An 18,874-nucleotide genomic window follows, 5' to 3' on the forward strand; every position below is an offset into this window, starting at 1 on the left:
TATTATTCCTGAAATTCAGGTTTAAAAGCAGTGTAATAAGCATTAAATTCTTCTTGAGTTGTTATATTTTCGTGATCGTTACTTTGAAACATCTTTAAATACAACTCTATTTGTTGTGGCTTTTGATAGCCTTTTATAGGAAATATAACTTTTCCTTCTTCATCAAAATACACAATTGTTGGATAAGCACTAACTTTTAAGTAACGCGCAAGTTCGTGAACACTATTTCTTCTATTTACTAATTCTGGTTTAAAATTAGGGTTACTAAAAGCTTTCCCATCATACACTACCGTTGAATCGCCTTCTGCATTAAACTTTACAGCATAGTAATGTTTGTTTACAAATTCAACTACATCTTTGTTATGAAATGTATTTTTATCAAGCATTTTACAAGGTCCACACCAATTGGTATAAACATCCATCATTATCTTTTTAGGCTTTTTCTTTTGAAGCTCTAAAGCCTCCTCGAAGGTTACCCAATTAATCTCTTGAGCCATACTATTAACCGAAGTTAATAGAGCTAAAACAAATATATAAGCTATTTTTTTCATGTCTAATTTGTTGCAATTTCTGTTCCTAACTTACAAAAAATGCTCCAAGTGTGGAGCATTTTACGTTTATTTTAACGATTTACTCGTTATTTTACACCATGCATTAACTTTTTAAGCACGGGATTTAATAATATTGATATAACGCCAACTCCAATAGGAACCAATGTAAATATTAAAAAGAAGGTACTTAACGAGTACTGTTCAGAAATTTTATCAATCATTCCACCCATGTTTCCAGCAGCTTTTTGACCAATAGCAATTGCTAAATACCAGATGCCAAACATAAAACCTATCATTCTACCAGGAACTAATTTACTTAAGTATGATAGACCAACTGGCGAAATACATAACTCTCCCATAGTGTGAAATAAATATGCTAGAATTAAGAAAATCATACTCACAGAGGCTGTTTTAGCTCCTTGAGGTATTCCCATTGTTCCAAAAACTAAGATTCCAAACCCAAGTCCTAAAAGCATGAGTCCGAATCCGTATTTCATACCTACACTCGGATTATATTTACTTTCCCACCATTTAGAAAATAATGGTGCCAATGTAATAATGAAGAACGAATTTAAAATCCCAAACCAAGATGCACCAACTTCAGTAGCATCTTTACTAAATTCATTCATAATTTTATACCCAACTACAAACCAAAGAAATACAAATGTAAGCGCTAACACAATATTTGAAGCTGCTATTTTAGAAAATGTCTTTTTAAATAATAAGAACAATACCCAAGTTATAATTGCTAAAGGCACAATAGTAAGTATAGTATCTATAACTTTAAATATCGTTGCAGATGACCCTGTAAGTAAGCGATCTGTATAATCTCTTGCAAATAAAGTCATCGACCCTAAGGATTGCTCAAATGCAGCAAAAAAGAACACAGTGAAAATTCCGAAAATAGAAACTGCTATAATTTTATCTCTTACTATTTTAGAATATCTACCAATTCTTGTAATTATTAAATATAAAAACAATACTAAAGCCAAAAGTATGGTCACATTAGAACCATCCATACCTGCAATAGTAAAATCTAGCATATTAATATTTCCAATTTTAGACATTGGATCATTAAACAAGTATAAAACACCTCCAATTGAAGATAGTAAAATCAATACTTTATCTACAGAAGTAAATGGGTTTAACTTCTCAGTGACTTCTGTTGTATTATGCTCTTTTGGACTCTCTTCATTAATGTTTTGAGGCAATTCAACTTCATGAACTTTAGATGGTTTTTCTCCAATACTTCCAAACAAATCTTTAGCTAACCAAAACTGAATTAATCCACCAAGCATAAAAATTCCAGCAAGACCAAAACCATAACTCCATCCAATATTTTCAGCTAAGTAACCGCAAAGCATCATGCCAAAAAATGCACCAGCATTAACGCCCATATAATAGATAGTATAAGCACCATCTTTTTTAGATTCCTTTCCTTTATACATTTCAGAAATCATAGACGTCATGTTAGGTTTAAAAAAACCTGTACCAATAACTAATAATGCTAAACCTAAATATAAAGACCACGTTGTTTCAAAAACCATAGCAGCATGACCAAGCATCATAATAAAACAGCCAATGATAACTGCCCACTTATAGCCTGTAATTTTATCTGCAATCCATCCACCAACAATTGGTGTTAAATAGAGCAATGAAGAATAGGTTCCAATTAAGGCCAATGCATTTTCACGAGACCATTCCCAACCTGGATTATCACTTAAAAAAGGTGCAGTTAAAAACAGTACTAAAAGGATTTTCATTCCGTAAAATGAAAAACGCTCCCACATTTCTGTAAAGAAGATTACAAATAAGCCAGCAGGATGCCCAATGACTTTGTCTTTAAATAGATTTTCTATATCTGTATTCATAAAAAGAAAGTTTAATTATAAGAAGAAAACCCTCAAAAAGAGGGTTTATATAGTTTTTTAGTTGTCTGCTAATTCAAAACCTTCAGCTTCGTCAGTATGCATTACACGTTCATTATCTTCAGCACCATGTGTTAATCGCTTTAATGGTTTTAATATCAAAATAAAAATGGTTCCAATAACAACTGTAAAAATTAAGATTCCTAAAAATATAGCATATTCACCAAAATCTGAAGCAGATTCTCCTACAATACCAGCTACTTTACTTCCTAATCCTGTCGCAGCAAAATAAACACCCATCATTAGCGAGGCATATTTTACAGGCGTTAATTTAGTAATAAATGATAATGCTACTGGTGATAAACAAAGTTCTCCAATAGTATGGAAAAGATAAGCCAATACTAGCCAAATCATGCTTGATGTTCCAGATTTTTCAAACTCCATGGCTGCAAATACCATAAAAAGGAATCCGAATCCCATAATAATGATACCCACAGCCATTTTAAATATAGAAGAGCCTTCTTTTCCTTTTAATTTTCGTTTCGCCCAAATTGAAGCGATAAGTGTTGCAAACAAAATTATAAATCCAGCATTTAAACTTTGAAACATTACAGTTGGTATTTCCCATCCAAATAAAACTCTATCTACTTTTGATTCTGTGTATAAATTCATTAGTCCTCCAGCTTGCTCAAAAGCTCCCCAAAACACAATAACCATAATAAAAGACAGTAGTAATACCATAAATCGGTCTTTATATACTTGAGTCTCTAATTCTTTATAAATCATCATTAATAAAGAAATAACTGCTGTTAAAAACACAAACAAGAGTCCGTAACCCCATTCTAAAGTATACCATCCATAAACTGAGATTAATAATAAAATAACTGTAAACGTTAATTGTAATGGCGACTTAAACAATTTAGAATAAAGTTGTCCATAAGATATTTCATTAGGATCATCCTTTTTAGGTGGTACAAAATTTCCAACTTGTGTTAAGTATTTCTGACCTATTAAGTAATTAATTAAACCTAAAAGCATCACAATACCAGCAAGACCAAAACCAGCATGCCAACCCCATTTTGCAACCACTAAACCAACAATCATAGTTGCTAATAAAGACCCTAAATTGATTCCTATATAAAAAATACTGAAGCCTTTGTCTCGACGTATATCTCCTTCTTTATACAAACCTCCTACCATGGTAGAAATATTTGGTTTTAACAATCCAACTCCTAGAATTACAAGCCCTAAACCTGTGTAAAATGCCCAAATATCAGTCATCACTAAAACACCATGTCCTAAGCATAATATAATTGCTCCCCAAAGAACTGCTTTTTTCTGACCAATAAGTTTATCAGCTATCATACCGCCAGGAATAGACATTACATAAACCAGCATAGTATACCAGCCATAAAGTGCTAAAGCCTCTTTACTTGTCCAACCTAAACCAGCACCTCTTTCATCGTCACCTAATGTAGATGTTGTCATATAAAGTACAAGGAGTGCTCGCATTCCATAATAAGAAAAACGTTCCCACATTTCTGTAAGGAATAAAATATATAGCCCGATTGGTTGACCAAAAAGTTCTTTTTGATGTGGTTTTAATGCTGTAGTTGACATAAAAATTTAGTGTTAGTTAGTATTTATTATTCATTTTGTCTTATAAACCTTAAACACTATCAAAAATTATGCTAGGCTTAAAATTTATTTTCCTATAAGGTTATTTTTTTGACAAAATAAAGCCAAGTTTACTAAAAATTATGCAAAAAACACTAACTATTAACAGTTAAATACGCAATAATGAATAAGTAATAAAATTTTAGTAGCAAGAATAGTATCTTTGTGTACTTAATTTCAAGCTGATGACTAAAACTATTAGTGGTTTTTCTAAACTTTCAAAATCTAAAAAAATTGATTGGATAGTTAATACCTATTTTTCTAATAAAGAAGCCGCAAAAACTATATTAGAACAATATTGGAACAATGACAAAAAACTCCAACAACTTCATGATGAGTTTATAGAAAACACCATCACCAACTACTATTTGCCTTTAGGTGTAGCTCCAAATTTTTTAATTAATGGAAAACCTTATACCATACCAATGGCAATTGAAGAAAGCTCAGTTGTAGCAGCAGCTAGTAAAGCTGCAAAATTCTGGTTTGATCGTGGCGGTTTTAAAACCAAAGTGATTTCTACCACAAAAATTGGTCAAGTTCATTTTATGTATCATGGTGATGATTTTAACAAGCTTCAAGAGTTTTTCAACTCGGTTAAACCTAAATTAATTGAAGACACTACATCCATTACCAAAAACATGGAAGCTCGTGGTGGTGGAATTTTAGATATAGAATTACGAGATAAAACCCAAAGCATTAATGGTTATTACCAGTTACACGCTACTTTTGAAACCTTAGATGCAATGGGAGCAAACTTTATAAACTCATGTTTAGAACAGTTTGCAAAAACTTTTAAAAACGAAGCATCTAATTTCAATTTATTTTCTGTTGAAGAAAAGCATATAGAAATAGTGATGAGTATTCTCTCTAATTATGTTCCAGATTGTTTAGTAAGAGCAGAAGTAAATTGCAAGGTTGAAGACTTAACTGAAAATGACTCGGTTTCTCCTGAAGAATTTGCAACAAAATTTATTCAAGCAGTTAATATCGCTGAAATTGAACCTTATAGAGCTGTAACTCACAATAAAGGTATCATGAATGGTATTGACGCTGTTGTTTTAGCTACAGGAAACGATTTTAGAGCTATTGAAGCTGGTGTACATGCTTACGCATCGCGCAATGGAAGTTACAGCAGCTTAACGCATGCTAAAGTTGAAAATGGGGTTTTTACATTTTGGATGGAAATACCATTAGCTTTAGGAACTGTTGGTGGATTAACTGGATTACATCCATTAGTTAAATTAGCTTTAGAACTACTTGGCAAACCTTCTGCCAAGGAACTCATGCAAATTGTTGCGGTAGCAGGTTTGGCACAAAACTTTGCCGCACTTCGCTCGTTAACTACTACTGGTATTCAAGAAGGACACATGAAAATGCATTTAATGAACATTTTAAATCAATGTAATGCTAACGACAACGAAAAATCTACACTTATAGAACACTTTAAAACGAATACAGTAACACATAGTGCAGTTGTTGAAGCTATAGAAAAGCTAAGAAAATAAATGAAGTTTTATAGTAACGGAAAATTATTACTAACTGGAGAATATGTAGTTCTTGATGGTGCATTATCTCTGGCTGTACCTACTAAATTTGGGCAAGCTTTAAATATTGAAGTTATTAATGACCCAAAACTAATTTGGAACAGCTTTGACGAACACAATATACCTTGGTTTGAAGCTGAATTTGAGTTACAAGATAATAAGATTATAAATCAAGCTTCGACTACGCTCAGCGCAAAAACTAAAGATAACAATCCTGTTGCTGAACGCTTGTTACAAATATTGAGTTCTGCTCAAAAACTTAACCCTAAGTTTTTAAACAGTGCTAATGGCTATATAGTAACAACCTCATTAGGCTTTCCTAAAAACTGGGGACTTGGCACATCTTCAACACTAATAAACAACATTGCGAATTGGGCTAAAGTTGATGCTTTTAAATTATTAGAACTTACTTTTGGAGGAAGTGGTTATGATATAGCTTGTGCAAATAACAACTCTCCAATAACGTATCAATTACACAATAACTCAAGAGAAATATCTTCTGTTGAATTTAAACCAAAATTTAAAGACCACTTATACTTTGTGTATTTAAATAAAAAACAAAATAGTAGAGATGGTATTGCTCAATACAAAACTAACACAGCTAATCTTTCAGAAGATATCTCAGCTATAAGTACTATTACTAAAAAAATAATTACTTGTCAATCTTTAAAAGCATTCAATCTACTAATTTCTCAACACGAGCAACTTATTTCTAATATTATAAAACAACCTACAATTAAAGATGCGCTTTTTAATGACTTTAAAGGCTGTATTAAAAGCCTTGGTGCTTGGGGTGGCGATTTTATTTTAGTAGCATCAAAAGAAAATCCTACTAACTATTTTAAAGCTAAAGGTTTCACTACTATTATTAATTATAATGATATGGTACTAAATTAAAAAAGCCTCACAATTGTGAAGCTTTTTTATTTTGTATTTTTTAAGCAGATTAATAAAAATTTGCTCTATTATCTTCAATATCTGCAGCCTCTTTAAGCGCATTAAATATTTTAGTTTGGGCAGATGCAGCTCGTGCAGCACTTAACCTATTTGCAATAGCTTGATAGTTATCTAAACCTGCTACTTCGTTTACTTTAGTAACCTCAACAATAAATACACCTTTTGTACCATTAATTAATTGAGATGTATCACCTTCCTTTAATCCAAAAGCAGTACCAACAACTAAAGGCTCTTTTCCAGCTCCAGACAATGTTGGATTTTTCATGTTAACTGCAGAAGCAATATTAGAACCTACACTTTGGTTTTTAGAAAACTCATCTACAGTTGTTGCAGAGATTTTTTCTCTTATTAATTTAGCTTTTTTCTCGTTTCTTATTTCTGTTAGTGCAGATGCTGATGCATTTTCTACACTCATTAAACCTTCTTTATTAATCTTAACTAATTGAACAATAACATATCCTCCAGAAGGAATTGAGAAACGCTTATAATCACCAACTTTAGTTCCGTCTTCAAAAGCCCAACGTATTATTGGTCTTTGACTTCCTAATCCTGGCATGGTTTCGTCTAATATCTTTACATTATTTACAGGTTTAACTTCTAAATCACGCTCTTTAGCAATATCTTGAAAATCTTCTTTTTGTAATGCCAATTCAAATTTTGAAGCTGTATTAAATACTTGATCTATAGTTTTTTCTGACGGCTCAATTTTACGAGCTATAGTTGCAACTTTTATTGCTTTAGAAAAATTCTTTTGATCTAATATTTCTATAATATGAAAACCAAAAACTGTTTTCACAACATCTATATCTCCTACTTTATTATTAAACTCAAAATCACTAAATGGTTTTACCATTTGAGTTTTTGGATGAAAATCATATTCTCCGCCTTTATTTACACTTCCTTGGTCAGATGATAATGCAGTTACTAATTCAGGAAACTTTGATGGGTTAGCTCTAACAATTGCTAAAACACTATCTGCTGTTTTCTTAGCTTCTGCTTCAGTTTGCACTACTTCTGGTTTTGCACTACTTGCGCCTACATGAGAAATTAATATGTGTCTTACTTTTACTGAATCTGGCATTTGCTTGTTAGCAACAACTCTTGATATTTTAAAAAAGTCTGCATCTTTATAAGGTCCATAAACACCTCCAACATTAAGGTTGTAAAGACTATCAGCAGCAGTTTTTGGCAATGAAGATTTAAATACAAATTCATCTACAAATTTTTCATCAGAATTTAAATTCACAAACTCTTCAGCATTTGCAACATCTTTAAAACCTACTACTGTTTCATCTACTTCTGTAGTTGTAGTATTATCTGTTTTACCTACTAATAAATCTAATAATTCAGTTTTAATATCATTTTCATCATCAACACTAGCAACTTCTTTAAACTCAACAAAAGCAATATCTCTTGAAGCATCTACTTCGTATTTTGATTTATTATTGCTAATAAATTTTGTGATATCTGCTTTAGTAACATCAACTAAACTATCTGCAATTGAAGTATAAGGCACATAAGCAAATTTTAAATCTATAGTTGAGTTCTCTAACATATAATCAACTTCTGCCTCAGCTAAAGTATTATTGAGTCCAGCTTTAACCATACTATAATACTCTTGCTCTAAAGCTCTTGCTGCTATAGACTGTTCATTATTTACCCATTCGTTATAGTTAATTTGAAAATTACCTAAAGGTGCTCTATTAATGTTAGTATTTTGAATACTTTTTAAATTAGCAATAAACTCAGTAAGTTTGTTTTCATCAAAAATACCAGCTTCATTTAAAAACTCAGGATATGAAGAAAAATTTTGTTTTAACAAATCTCTCATTTGATCTTTCTCAATACTTAATCCTAACGCTTCAATTTGTGTTTGCAACACAGCTTTTCTAACTTCTTGGTCATAAACTCTATTCATTGCTTGAGTAGATGTTGCATTAGGACCAAGTTGTCTTTGTATAGCCTCAACTCTATTCATAAAGCCTTCTCTATTAATATCTGTACCATTAATAGTTGCTACTACATCTTGCGAGCCACCAGTTAAGGCATCTGTATTTTTGAATAAATCTGCAAGTACAAAAGAAAATAATGCCATTGCAATTACAGCTATAAGCACTAAAGATTGTTTTCTAATTTTATTTAAAACTGCCATGTTTTTGTATAATTTTATCTAATATAAGTGCGCGAAAATACCATTTTCTATTAAATAATAAAAGGAGAACAACAGATTTTATTAGCGTTATAGCGTTTTAACTCTCTTCTAAGACTTTGAGCGATACTACATCTATTTTTGTTGAAGACACCTCTAAAATTGTAAACACAAAGTTTTCAATAGTAACAACATCATTTAATTGTGGGATTTCTTGTGTTTGGTGTACAATTAATCCGCCTAAAGTTTCATAGTTTTCACTTTCAGGAAGATTTAGTTTAAACGTTTCATTTAAATAATCTACATCTAATCTAGCAGAAAACTTGTAGTTTGACTCATCTATAACGTCTTCAATTAACTCAATAGTATCATGCTCATCTTCAATTTCACCAAACAACTCTTCAACAATATCTTCAACAGTCATAATGCCAGCAGTACCACCATACTCATCAATAACTACAGCTATACTTTTACGTTTTTTTGTAAGGATGTTTAAAACATCTTTAATCAACATAGTTTCTGGCACAAAAACAACAGGTAAGGTTATTGACTTAATAGATTTTGGCTTTTTAAACAACTCAAAGGAGTGTACATATCCCAATATATCATCAATAGACTCTTTATAAACCAATATTTTGGACATCCCAGTTGATGTGAAAAGTGTACTTATGTTTTTAATTGAGTTATTAACTTCGAGAGCTACAATTTCTGTTCTAGGCACCATAACTTCTCTAGCCTTTACATCTGAAAACTCTAGTGCGTTCTGAAAAATTTGAATTTCGCTATCAATTTCATCATGTTCTTCTACAGACTCCATTTGCTCGCTAATATAATTCCCAAGCTCAACTTTTGTCATAGCTAACTGAACATTATCACCTTCTGTTTTAAAAAATTGTTTTAAAACTTTGTCTGATATCCAAATAACAAATGAGGACAAAAACCAAAATACTATATAAAAAATGTACGCAGGAAATGCAAAAATCTTTAAAATGTAATTTGCATAAATTTGAAAAAACACTTTAGGCAAAAACTCAGCAGTAATAAGTATTATAAATGTTGAAATTAATGTTTGCGTTAGCAAACTTAAATCTGTAAGCAGATAGTTTAAAAACAGATACTGTGTTGGTAGTAACGACTGAAACCAATCAACCAACAAATCTCCCATTAAAAACCCATATACAACCAATGCTATATTATTACCAATTAGCATTGTAGCAATAAATTTTGAAGGTTTTGCTGTAAGTTTTGTTAATATTTTTGAAAGAAAATCATCTTGCTTTTTTTCGAGTTCGATGTGAATTTTGTTAGAAGATACATAAGCGATCTCCATACCCGAAAAAAATGCTGACAAAAGTAGCATGATAATGATAATAACAAAACTAAAATCCATGATTTACTGTTTGTTTCTATCTTCTATTTTTTTTCTAAAACGTTTTCTAAAGAAAAACATAAAAATAGCCAAAGCAGCAAGTAAAAATGAAACATATGCTCTATTTGTGCCATCTCCTAAGGCAGTTATACCATCGTAAATAAATAATACTGCAAAAAACAAATAAGCATATTGGAAAAACTGAAGTAACTTCATGTGTAATTGTTTATATACTACAAAGGTAAATAATTATTCGTCTATATAACTAACGCCACTTCCTTCTAAAATTAAATAATTTTCAAATTTAGTGTCTGAATCAAAAATATTACCCTGACCAATGCTACCGCTTGCCGACTTAAAAAATGCAGACTCATTGGTAAAAAGCCACTCTCTTCTTTGATCATAGTACAACTGGTCAGCAAAAAGCGTATCATTAGTATGAGTTGCAAGTATAACATTTCCTTGCAGGTCAATTAAATCTGTTTGAGTGTATACAATTGCATAATCTGAAACAACTACATTTTCATTGTTATTTTCATCATAAAGAATTAGATGAACTCCATCTGGAAACTCTGAAAACGAAAAATTTCTGTTAGAGAAATCTAGCATTTTAGGGCTTAATAAATTTGCTTTTACAATACCTGAATCTGTATACTTTAAATTAATATGCTTTGCTTCACCTATTGGCTTATTTTGAAGCACACCAACTTGCTGAACTTCTTTAAAATTATTTTTACATGAAAAAAACATAGCCACAGTAAAAACTGTAGCTATGATTATATATGTATGTTTTATTCTCATTTAGATATTTGGAACTTTCACGCTTCTTTGTATCCAGCATCCAATCTTAATTGTTTGTCCTGCATTACCTGCAGTGAATATTTCACTTTTAGATGGCGCTCTACCTTCGTAAGCAGCTGCAGCTTTAGAAGATGTTGATTTTAAACTTGCATCAACTCTACCTGCTTTACGAGCTTCTTGAGCTGCTAACCAATATACGGCTCTTTTATTAAAAGTAGTAGACCCACAGTTATTTGCACTTTTAGCATACATTTCAGCTATTTTTATATGTGGTCTTCCGTTTGAAGGATTAAGCTTTAACGCATTGTTATAATATATTCTAGCTTGACCATAGCTTCCTTTAGATTTAAAACTGTTCCCAATTCTTTCTGCTAATCTAGCCTTTTTAAAAGTATCAGACTCTAACTCATAAGACTGTTTTAAGTAGTCTCCAGCTTCTTTATCTTTTCCTTGTTTAAATAATATTGTAGCAACAAAGTATTTTGTATCTGCTGATGGTGCTGTTGCGTCATATGCTTTTACCAACTCAATGTATAATGGATCGTCAGTACATTCTTTGTTATACATTCTACTTACAGCTCTTTTTAACCAAACTGCATCGTTTTTATAGGTTGGAAAATCCTTTTTGTATAATGGGATTAAATTTTCACAATTTGCTAATTGACCTAAGTAGGTATCTATACTTCCAGAAATTTTATCATAGGCTACTAAGTTATCTTGGTAGTATTTTTTATACTTTACTTCTTTTTTAGTTAACGTTTGCTCGGCATCTTCTTTAGCAACTAACTTATTTAACTTTTGAGTGAAATTTTTAGTTTCATCTTCTAACTTATCAGATACATCATCATACTTATTAAATACATCTTGTATTGGTGCTTGACCAGCTTTAAACATATCTACAACTTTAGTAAAGTATACATATAACCCTTTTGCGCTAGTAAAGTTTTTAAGATCATCTGTATATGCTTTATGAAAAGCTTCGTAAACTTGTTTATCTGTAAGACCTAATTCTTTTTGATTATCATACATTAACAAGCCTTTATCTGACAAAACTTCACCTAACTTATATTTGCTAGAAAAATATTGTGTTCCTTCATCCCATACGTTCATTAAGTCATTTATAAAATCAACTTTCTCTGCTCCGTTTGAGTTTTTAATTTTATGCTTTAATATCTTTTCGCCATAAGCATAAATTGCATAATTAAATTTTGGGCATTTTTTTCTAACAGCCATCCATGGTTCATAAGCATCATCATATTTCTTACTTTTTACAGCATCTGTAAAAATAGTAAGGTTATTCATGCACTCTTCATCTTGCTGCGCAAAACTAATGTTTGTTACAAAAAACAGAGCTGCTAATATTAATGTAATTCTAGTCTTCATTTTGTTTTAATTTACGTTAGTTATATTTTCTTTTTTCAAACCATCTATCATTTAATGATAGTCCTATTTGGACGTTGAAAAAGTTTTCTTGTATCAAATTTTGATTCGTAGTTCCTCTTTTTCCGTATTCAAATCCAAGATTGGCATTTGAAAATAAACCTCCAACTGGTAATCCAACTCCAAAAGATATGCCAAACTCATTTATTGTTTCATTATTAATCTCTAAACCTGTGTTTTCAAAATGCAAACCAGCTCTATATGTAGCTCTTTTCCAGTAACTTGAAAAAGAATTGTAATCAGGAACATAAAATCCTCCTATTGAAACATTTGATGAATTTACAAAGTTTGCATTATCAATACTAAAAATAGGGTTAGAAAACTTACTTGTATTTTGCGTTGTATACTCAGCACCTACAAACCATTTTCTTGGTTGACCAATACCAGCTCCAAAAGATAGTCTAGAAGGTAAAGTTAAATCTGTAGTTTTTAAATTTTGAGCTTCAAGATCTGCATCAATAGAATTAACTACAAACTCTTGGTCTGTTAATGGGTTTATTAATATTGTTGAAAATGACCTTACATTTTTGGAGGTTACATTACTCTTTGGTGAGTATGTTAATCCAGTAGTTAATTGCAATTTTTCGTTAAGCATTGTTTTATAAGACAATCCTAAATTGATATTTAAACCACTTAAATCAGACCTGTTATTTTCTCGCGTTTGGTATTGAGCTAACTCATTTTCATCGTTATAAAGAAACTCAACAACACTATTTTGAACATTCCCAAAATTATAGCTTACATCGACTCCAACACTTAACTTATCATTAACTTGGTACCCTAACCCAAGAAAAGCTTTATTCATTCCGCCTTCTCCTCTATATCTGTTAGAAATTAAATCCCCATCAAAAGATTCTAACTTATAACCTACAGATGTGTAAGGCAAAAGTCCAAATCCAGCACCAAACTTACCCATAGGAAATGATAATGCCAAATAATCAAAAGTAGTTGTACTCGTTTCAGCACTTCCAGAATTTGCTTTTAAATCGAGGCTATTATAACTTCCCGCAACTGCAAATTTAACTGGACGATTTTCATTATTAAAAACTTTTAAATTTTTACCAGCATAACCTGCAGGATTTCTTAAGTTAACATGAATACTATCTGTAAAGATGCTCAATCCACCCATACTTCTATTCTCGACAGTTCCTTTAAATTTTAATGTACCAATACCATAAAACGAATACGGTGATGCTGTTCCTTCTTGCGCATAAGTATTTACCGCAATAACTGTAATTAAAACTACAACAAGTTTTTTTATCATTAGTTTGAGTTAAATTCCAAAATAAAGTTCAAACCTTCTAAAAGAAAATTTGAGTTGGCAAATATGCTATTTTTTAATTGGTTTGACAAGAATTTGGTGTCTCCACCTGTTAAAATAACTGTTAAATCTGAATATTTTTCTTTATACTCATCAATATTACCATCAATTTCCTTTAAAACACCATTAATAACACCTGAATGAATTGATTTATGGGTTGAATTACCTACAATATTTTCAGGTTCTTCTGTATCTAATAACGGAAGATTAGCCGTCAAATTATGAAGTGATTTATATCTTAATCTGATTCCTGGCGAAATCGCGCCGCCTAAGTATTCATTTTTAGATGTTATAAAATCATAAGTTATACAGGTTCCAGCATCAATAATTAACACATTATTATTTGGAAACTGATCAACAGAAGCACTAACTAAAGCCATGCGATCTACACCTAAAGTTTTAGGAGTACTGTAAACGTTTTTAAAAGGAAGTTGAGTTTTATAATCTAACATTAAAACATCCAAATCATTTTTTACAGCATCTACCTCTTTTTTACCTAGACTTCCAACAGAAGAAATTATACAGCGTTCTATATCTGTATATTTTTTTAAAACTTTTTTATACGTTTTTAAAAATTCATCTAGTATAACAGACTTTTTAGCCACAATTGTATGCTGCTGAAACACAGCAAATTTCACAAAAGTATTACCCGCATCAATGATTAAGTTCATAACTAAAATTATAGCTGCGAATTTACGAAACGATTTTTTATAAATTTTCCTTTGTGAATAATAAAAATGAATATATATTTGCATCCGCAATTAAGCGACTGGTGCCTTAGCTCAGTTGGTAGAGCAAAGGACTGAAAATCCTTGTGTCCCTGGTTCGATTCCTGGAGGCACCACCACTAAAAACCCAATTCAATTGAATTGGGTTTTTTGGTTTTTATAGCTCACTTTTCTTACCGGAAAATCTATAAAAAATAGTATATTAGCTTGTTTGATTAATTTCTTACTATTAAAAATTCTGCTAGAAAATAATTCTACAAAACAACTATGAATAGCAAAGAACAATATATGAAAGAAGCTGTAAATGCAGCTTTAAAAGGAATGAACAATAACGAAGGTGGACCGTTTGGTTGCGTGATTGTTAAAGATGGTAAAATAATTGGCCGCGGAAATAACAAAGTAACTTCAACCAACGACCCAACTGCTCATGCCGAAGTTACAGCGATTAGAGATGCTTGTAAAAATTTGGATTCATTTCAATTAGATGGTTGTGAAATTTATACCTCTTGTGAGCCTTGCCCAATGTGTTTAGGCGCCATTTATTGGGCACGACCAGATAAGGTTTATTATGGAAGCAACCAAGTAGACGCTGCAAATATTGGTTTTGATGACGAATTTATTTATAAAGAAATCCCATTGCCTTATGCAGAAAGAAGCATTCCTTTTGAACAACTCGCTCGAGAGATTGCGCTAGAGCCTTTTCAAGAATGGACTAAGAAAGAAGATAAAACTGAATATTAATAGATGATAAGATTCATTCTCAATAATAAAATCATTACAACGTCAGAACATTCTGGGATGACGCTTTTAGATTTTGTCCGCTATAAGCAACGCCTTACAGGAACCAAAATTGGCTGCCGTGAAGGTGACTGTGGTGCTTGTACAGTTTTAGTTGGCTCATTAGAGAATGATGTTATAAATTATCAAAGTATTACATCTTGTATTTCGCCCTTAGGAAATGCACATGGCAAACATATTGTAACTGTTGAAGGCACAAATCTTCAAAACAAACTAACAGTAACTCAAGAAGCAATGAAAGCAAATTATGCAACACAATGTGGCTTTTGCACTCCTGGTTTTGTAGTGGCTTTAACTGGTTTTACATTATCAAATTCTGAGAAAAACCATAATAATACTCTTGATGCCATAAGTGGAAACATTTGCAGATGTACTGGTTACAAAGCCATTGAAAAAGCAGCTCTAGAAATTGTTTCTAAATTAAAAACACAAAATAGTATGGACTGGTTAGTTGAAAATGATTTTATTCCAGACTATTTTAAAAGTATTCCTAAACGACTCAAAGAATTAGAAGCCAAAGATATAAACCAACCGAGAGGAAAATATGTCTCTGGTGGAACTGACCTTTACGTGCAACAGGCAGATCAATTAGCAGACAACTTAGTACATCTCATTGCAGAAAAAGACTATTTAAAAGGAATAAGTATTCAAAATAATGCGTGCGTTATAGGAACAAATTCTACAGTTTCAGACCTATGGAATCATCGTAAAATCAACAGCTATTTTTCTAATTTGAAAAAGCATTTAAAACTCGTCTCTTCTGAACAAATTAGAAACATGGCTTCTTTTGGTGGCAACTTAGTAAATGCATCTCCAATAGGTGATATGACAATTTTCTTTTTAGCATTGAATAGCGATATTACAATTACAAATGAAAAAGGAAGCGAACGAAGTATTCCGCTTAAAAATTTCTATCAAGGCTATAAAACTTACGATTTAAAAGAAGGAGAATTATTGAAACAAATTAGTTTTCAACTGCCAACGAAGCACTCATTTTTCAATTTTGAGAAAGTTTGTAAACGCACACATTTAGACATTGCAAGTGTTAATTCTGCAATTCATATTCATATTGAAAACCAAAATATTTCTGAAGCTCATGTATCCATTGGTGGTGTTGCTGCTATTCCAAAATATCTTCATGAAACATCAAAGTTTCTCTCAGGAAAACCTTTGTCTTCAAATACCATAATTGAGGCTAGCAATGTACTACAAAATGAAATTTCACCAATAAGTGATGTTCGTGGTACAAGTGATTATAAACGTTTGTTAGGACGACAATTATTCTTTGCGCATTTTACAGAATTATTTCCGAAGCAATTTACCTTAAACGATTTTGTACAACATGCATAAACACAAAACAAATAGCACTTTAGGTTCTAAATTAGATGCGGTTTCAAAATCTCTGAAACAAAGCATAAAGAATTTAGATTCCTATACACATGTACGTGGTGAATCCTTGTATGTAGATGATGTTAATGTAAGACAAGGTACGTTTCATGCTGTCGTTTTTGATTCACCAAAAGCACATGGTAAAATCAAACATATTGATTATTCTAAAGCCGAAGCCTTAGAAGGTGTCGAACGCATTTTCACCTATAAAGATGTGCCTGGCAAAAATCAAATTGGCGGCATTATACCAGATGAACCTTTATTTGCTGAAAACGACGTTCATTTTTGGGGAATGCCTATTGCTTTAATCGTTGCTGAAACTGAATTTATCGCCAGAAAAGCGAGAAGCCTCATAGACATAGATATCGAAGAATTACCAGTAATAACAACCGCCAAACAAGCCAAAGCCAATGGAAGTTTTATTAATGCACCACGTTCTTTTAGTTTAGGCGATACTGAAAACGCATTCAAAGACTGTGAATATATTTTTGAAGGCGAAACGTTCTCTAACGGACAAGAACATTTGTACATCGAAGCGCAAGGTGCTTATGCTGAACCACTCGAAAACGGAAACATAAAAATCACTTCCTCAACCCAAGGACCAACAGCTGTACAAAAAACAACGGCTCAGGTTTTAGGTTTAGCCATGCATAAAATTGAAGTTGATGTCACACGACTTGGAGGCGGATTTGGAGGAAAAGAAGATCAAGCAACACCTTGGGCTGTCATGGTAGCTTTGGCAACTTTTCACTTAAACCAATCGGTTAAATTAATACTCAATCGTCACGACGATTTACGAATGACAGGTAAACGTCATCCTTACGAGAGTAGTTATAAAATTGGCTTATCCAAAGATTTGAAAATATTAGCCTATGAAGCTGAGTTTCTTCAAAATTCTGGCGCAGCTGCCGATTTATCACCTGCTATTGCTGAACGAACTTTATTTCATGCAACCAATAGTTATTTTGTGCCTAACGTAACAACAACTGTGATAAGTTGTAAAACAAATTTACCTCCAAATACAGCGTTTAGAGGTTTTGGTGGTCCGCAAGGCATGTTTGTTATTGAATCGGCAATTGCAAAAGCGGCACATGAAATAGGTGTTTCTCCCAGACAAATTCAAGAAGCCAATTTACTAGATGAAAATGACACCTTTTCTTATGGCCAAATTGCTAAAAAAGTAGAAGCTAAAAACACATGGCATTCGGCGAAAAAAATATTTAACATTGAAGATTTAGAACAAGAGGTTGAAGACTTCAACAAGAACAATTCGAGCTTCAAAAAAGGATTGGCTTTTATGCCAATCACCTTTGGTATTTCGTTCACCAATACACCTATGAATCATGCACGAGCCTTGGTTCATATTTATCTTGATGGTAGTATTGGCATTAGCACGGCTGCTGTAGAAATGGGACAAGGCGTTAATACCAAAATGATGCAAATTGCTGCAGATGTATTTTCCATTCCTATTGAGAAAATTAAGATAGAAACGACCAATACAACTAGAGTCGCTAACACCTCACCTTCAGCAGCAAGTTCTACGGCAGATTTAAACGGAAAAGCTACTTTAAAGGCATGTAAGGCTTTATTGGAACGTCTAAAAACAGTAGCTTCAGAAGACTTAAATACTTCCGAAGACCAGATAGAATTAAAGGATGAGTTTGTATATGTGAATAATAAAAAATCAAACTTATCTTGGACAGAACTTATCAGTAAAACCATGTTAAAACGTGTGGCTTTAACCGAAAATGCACATTACGCAACTCCAGAAATTCACTTCGATAAAACTAAGGAAAAAGGTCATCCTTTCGCCTATCATGTTTATGGAACAGCGATTATTACAACTACTTTAGACTGCATTCGTGGTACTTACGAATTTGATTCTGTGAAAATTGTTCATGACTACGGAAAAAGTATGAGCGAAGGTATTGATTTAGGTCAAGTTGAAGGCGCATTAGCTCAAGGTATTGGCTGGATGACTATGGAAGAAATTGCTTACAATGATGATGGCAAATTATTATCTAATGCTTTGTCTACATATAAAATTCCTGATATCTTTTCGGTACCAAAAGAGGTAGAAGTCATTCCTGTAGAAACTGATGGAAACGACATGGCTATTTTAAAATCTAAAGCAGTCGGTGAACCACCATTAATGTATGGCATTGGTGCTTACTTTGCGATTCAAAATGCAATAAAAGCTTTTAACCCAAACTACGATTTAAAGTTTCATGCACCAATGACTCCTGAAAAGGTGTTAATGGGATTGTATGAAAATAACTGAT

At 32.1% G+C, this 18,874-nt stretch carries 15 protein-coding genes and 1 tRNA gene; 6 read left to right on the top strand and 10 right to left on the bottom strand.

All coding sequences use genetic code 11. From position 1 onward, the window contains the following. Positions 1 to 2: 2 nt before the first annotated feature. From BXY80_RS02295 to BXY80_RS02305, 3 genes are all read right to left on the bottom strand, one after another. Positions 3 to 551, bottom strand: coding sequence for a thioredoxin family protein (locus tag BXY80_RS02295; protein ID WP_120199596.1), 549 nt, complete (start codon positions 549 to 551; stop codon positions 3 to 5). An 86-nt stretch (positions 552 to 637) separates the two neighbouring features. Next, positions 638 to 2,422, bottom strand: a complete 1,785-nt coding sequence (locus BXY80_RS02300) for a peptide MFS transporter (RefSeq protein WP_120199597.1) — start codon at positions 2,420 to 2,422, stop codon at positions 638 to 640. Positions 2,423 to 2,479: 57 nt separating this feature from the next. After that, positions 2,480 to 4,039 carry a peptide MFS transporter gene (locus BXY80_RS02305; RefSeq protein WP_120199598.1) on the bottom strand — a complete coding sequence of 520 codons (1,560 nt, stop codon included), beginning with the start codon at positions 4,037 to 4,039 and terminating at the stop codon, positions 2,480 to 2,482. Positions 4,040 to 4,281: 242 nt separating this feature from the next. Here BXY80_RS02305 and BXY80_RS02310 point away from each other — a divergent pair, with 242 nt between their 5' ends. Continuing rightward, on the top strand, positions 4,282 to 5,601 hold the full coding sequence (locus tag BXY80_RS02310; protein ID WP_120199599.1) for a hydroxymethylglutaryl-CoA reductase, degradative: 1,320 nt from the start codon (positions 4,282 to 4,284) through the stop codon (positions 5,599 to 5,601). Beyond that, positions 5,602 to 6,537: a GYDIA family GHMP kinase gene (locus BXY80_RS02315; RefSeq protein ID WP_120199600.1), complete on the top strand. Its 936-nt coding sequence runs from the start codon at positions 5,602 to 5,604 to the stop codon at positions 6,535 to 6,537. It begins immediately after the preceding gene. 49 nt (positions 6,538 to 6,586) lie between these two features. Here BXY80_RS02315 and BXY80_RS02320 read toward each other — a convergent pair whose 3' ends face one another. The 7 genes from BXY80_RS02320 to BXY80_RS02350 form a co-directional block, all read right to left on the bottom strand. After that, the gene (locus tag BXY80_RS02320) at positions 6,587 to 8,749 is read right to left on the bottom strand and encodes a peptidylprolyl isomerase (protein WP_120199601.1); all 2,163 of its coding nucleotides are present in this window, start codon (positions 8,747 to 8,749) and stop codon (positions 6,587 to 6,589) included. A gap of 97 nt (positions 8,750 to 8,846) precedes the next feature. Further along, positions 8,847 to 10,136 (bottom strand): hemolysin family protein, encoded by a 1,290-nt coding sequence (locus tag BXY80_RS02325; RefSeq protein WP_120199602.1) that lies wholly within the window; start codon positions 10,134 to 10,136, stop codon positions 8,847 to 8,849. Positions 10,137 to 10,139: 3 nt separating this feature from the next. Continuing rightward, the gene (locus BXY80_RS02330) at positions 10,140 to 10,331 is read right to left on the bottom strand and encodes a hypothetical protein (protein WP_120199603.1); all 192 of its coding nucleotides are present in this window, start codon (positions 10,329 to 10,331) and stop codon (positions 10,140 to 10,142) included. Between the two features lie 33 nt (positions 10,332 to 10,364). After that, a complete protein-coding gene (lptC, locus tag BXY80_RS02335; RefSeq protein WP_120199604.1) occupies positions 10,365 to 10,916 on the bottom strand; it encodes an LPS export ABC transporter periplasmic protein LptC in 552 nt (183 codons plus the stop codon). Next, entirely contained in the window at positions 10,917 to 12,299 is a 1,383-nt protein-coding gene (locus tag BXY80_RS02340) for a tetratricopeptide repeat protein (RefSeq protein ID WP_120199605.1), read from the bottom strand. Between the two features lie 16 nt (positions 12,300 to 12,315). Continuing rightward, entirely contained in the window at positions 12,316 to 13,620 is a 1,305-nt protein-coding gene (locus BXY80_RS02345) for a hypothetical protein (RefSeq protein ID WP_120199606.1), read from the bottom strand. Then, positions 13,620 to 14,348 (bottom strand): type III pantothenate kinase, encoded by a 729-nt coding sequence (locus tag BXY80_RS02350; RefSeq protein ID WP_120199607.1) that lies wholly within the window; start codon positions 14,346 to 14,348, stop codon positions 13,620 to 13,622. The genes BXY80_RS02345 and BXY80_RS02350 overlap by 1 nt, the downstream gene beginning before the upstream one ends. A 100-nt stretch (positions 14,349 to 14,448) precedes the next feature. Between BXY80_RS02350 and BXY80_RS02355 the strand changes: the two genes are divergently transcribed. The 4 genes from BXY80_RS02355 to BXY80_RS02370 all read left to right on the top strand — a co-directional run bounded on the left by BXY80_RS02355 (position 14,449) and on the right by BXY80_RS02370 (position 18,873). Beyond that, a tRNA-Phe gene (locus tag BXY80_RS02355) sits at positions 14,449 to 14,524 on the top strand. A 148-nt stretch (positions 14,525 to 14,672) separates the two neighbouring features. After that, positions 14,673 to 15,146, top strand: a complete 474-nt coding sequence (locus BXY80_RS02360; protein WP_120199608.1) for a nucleoside deaminase — start codon at positions 14,673 to 14,675, stop codon at positions 15,144 to 15,146. Positions 15,147 to 15,149: 3 nt separating this feature from the next. Next, positions 15,150 to 16,553: an FAD binding domain-containing protein gene (locus tag BXY80_RS02365; protein WP_120199609.1), complete on the top strand. Its 1,404-nt coding sequence runs from the start codon at positions 15,150 to 15,152 to the stop codon at positions 16,551 to 16,553. Next, positions 16,546 to 18,873 carry a xanthine dehydrogenase molybdopterin binding subunit gene (locus BXY80_RS02370; protein WP_120199610.1) on the top strand — a complete coding sequence of 776 codons (2,328 nt, stop codon included), beginning with the start codon at positions 16,546 to 16,548 and terminating at the stop codon, positions 18,871 to 18,873. Before BXY80_RS02365 ends, BXY80_RS02370 begins: the two co-directional genes overlap by 8 nt. The last annotated feature ends 1 nt before the right edge of the window (position 18,874 follow it).

Origin of the sequence: Ichthyenterobacterium magnum, from assembly GCF_003610635.1 — a bacterium.
Lineage (GTDB): Bacteria > Bacteroidota > Bacteroidia > Flavobacteriales > Flavobacteriaceae > Ichthyenterobacterium > Ichthyenterobacterium magnum.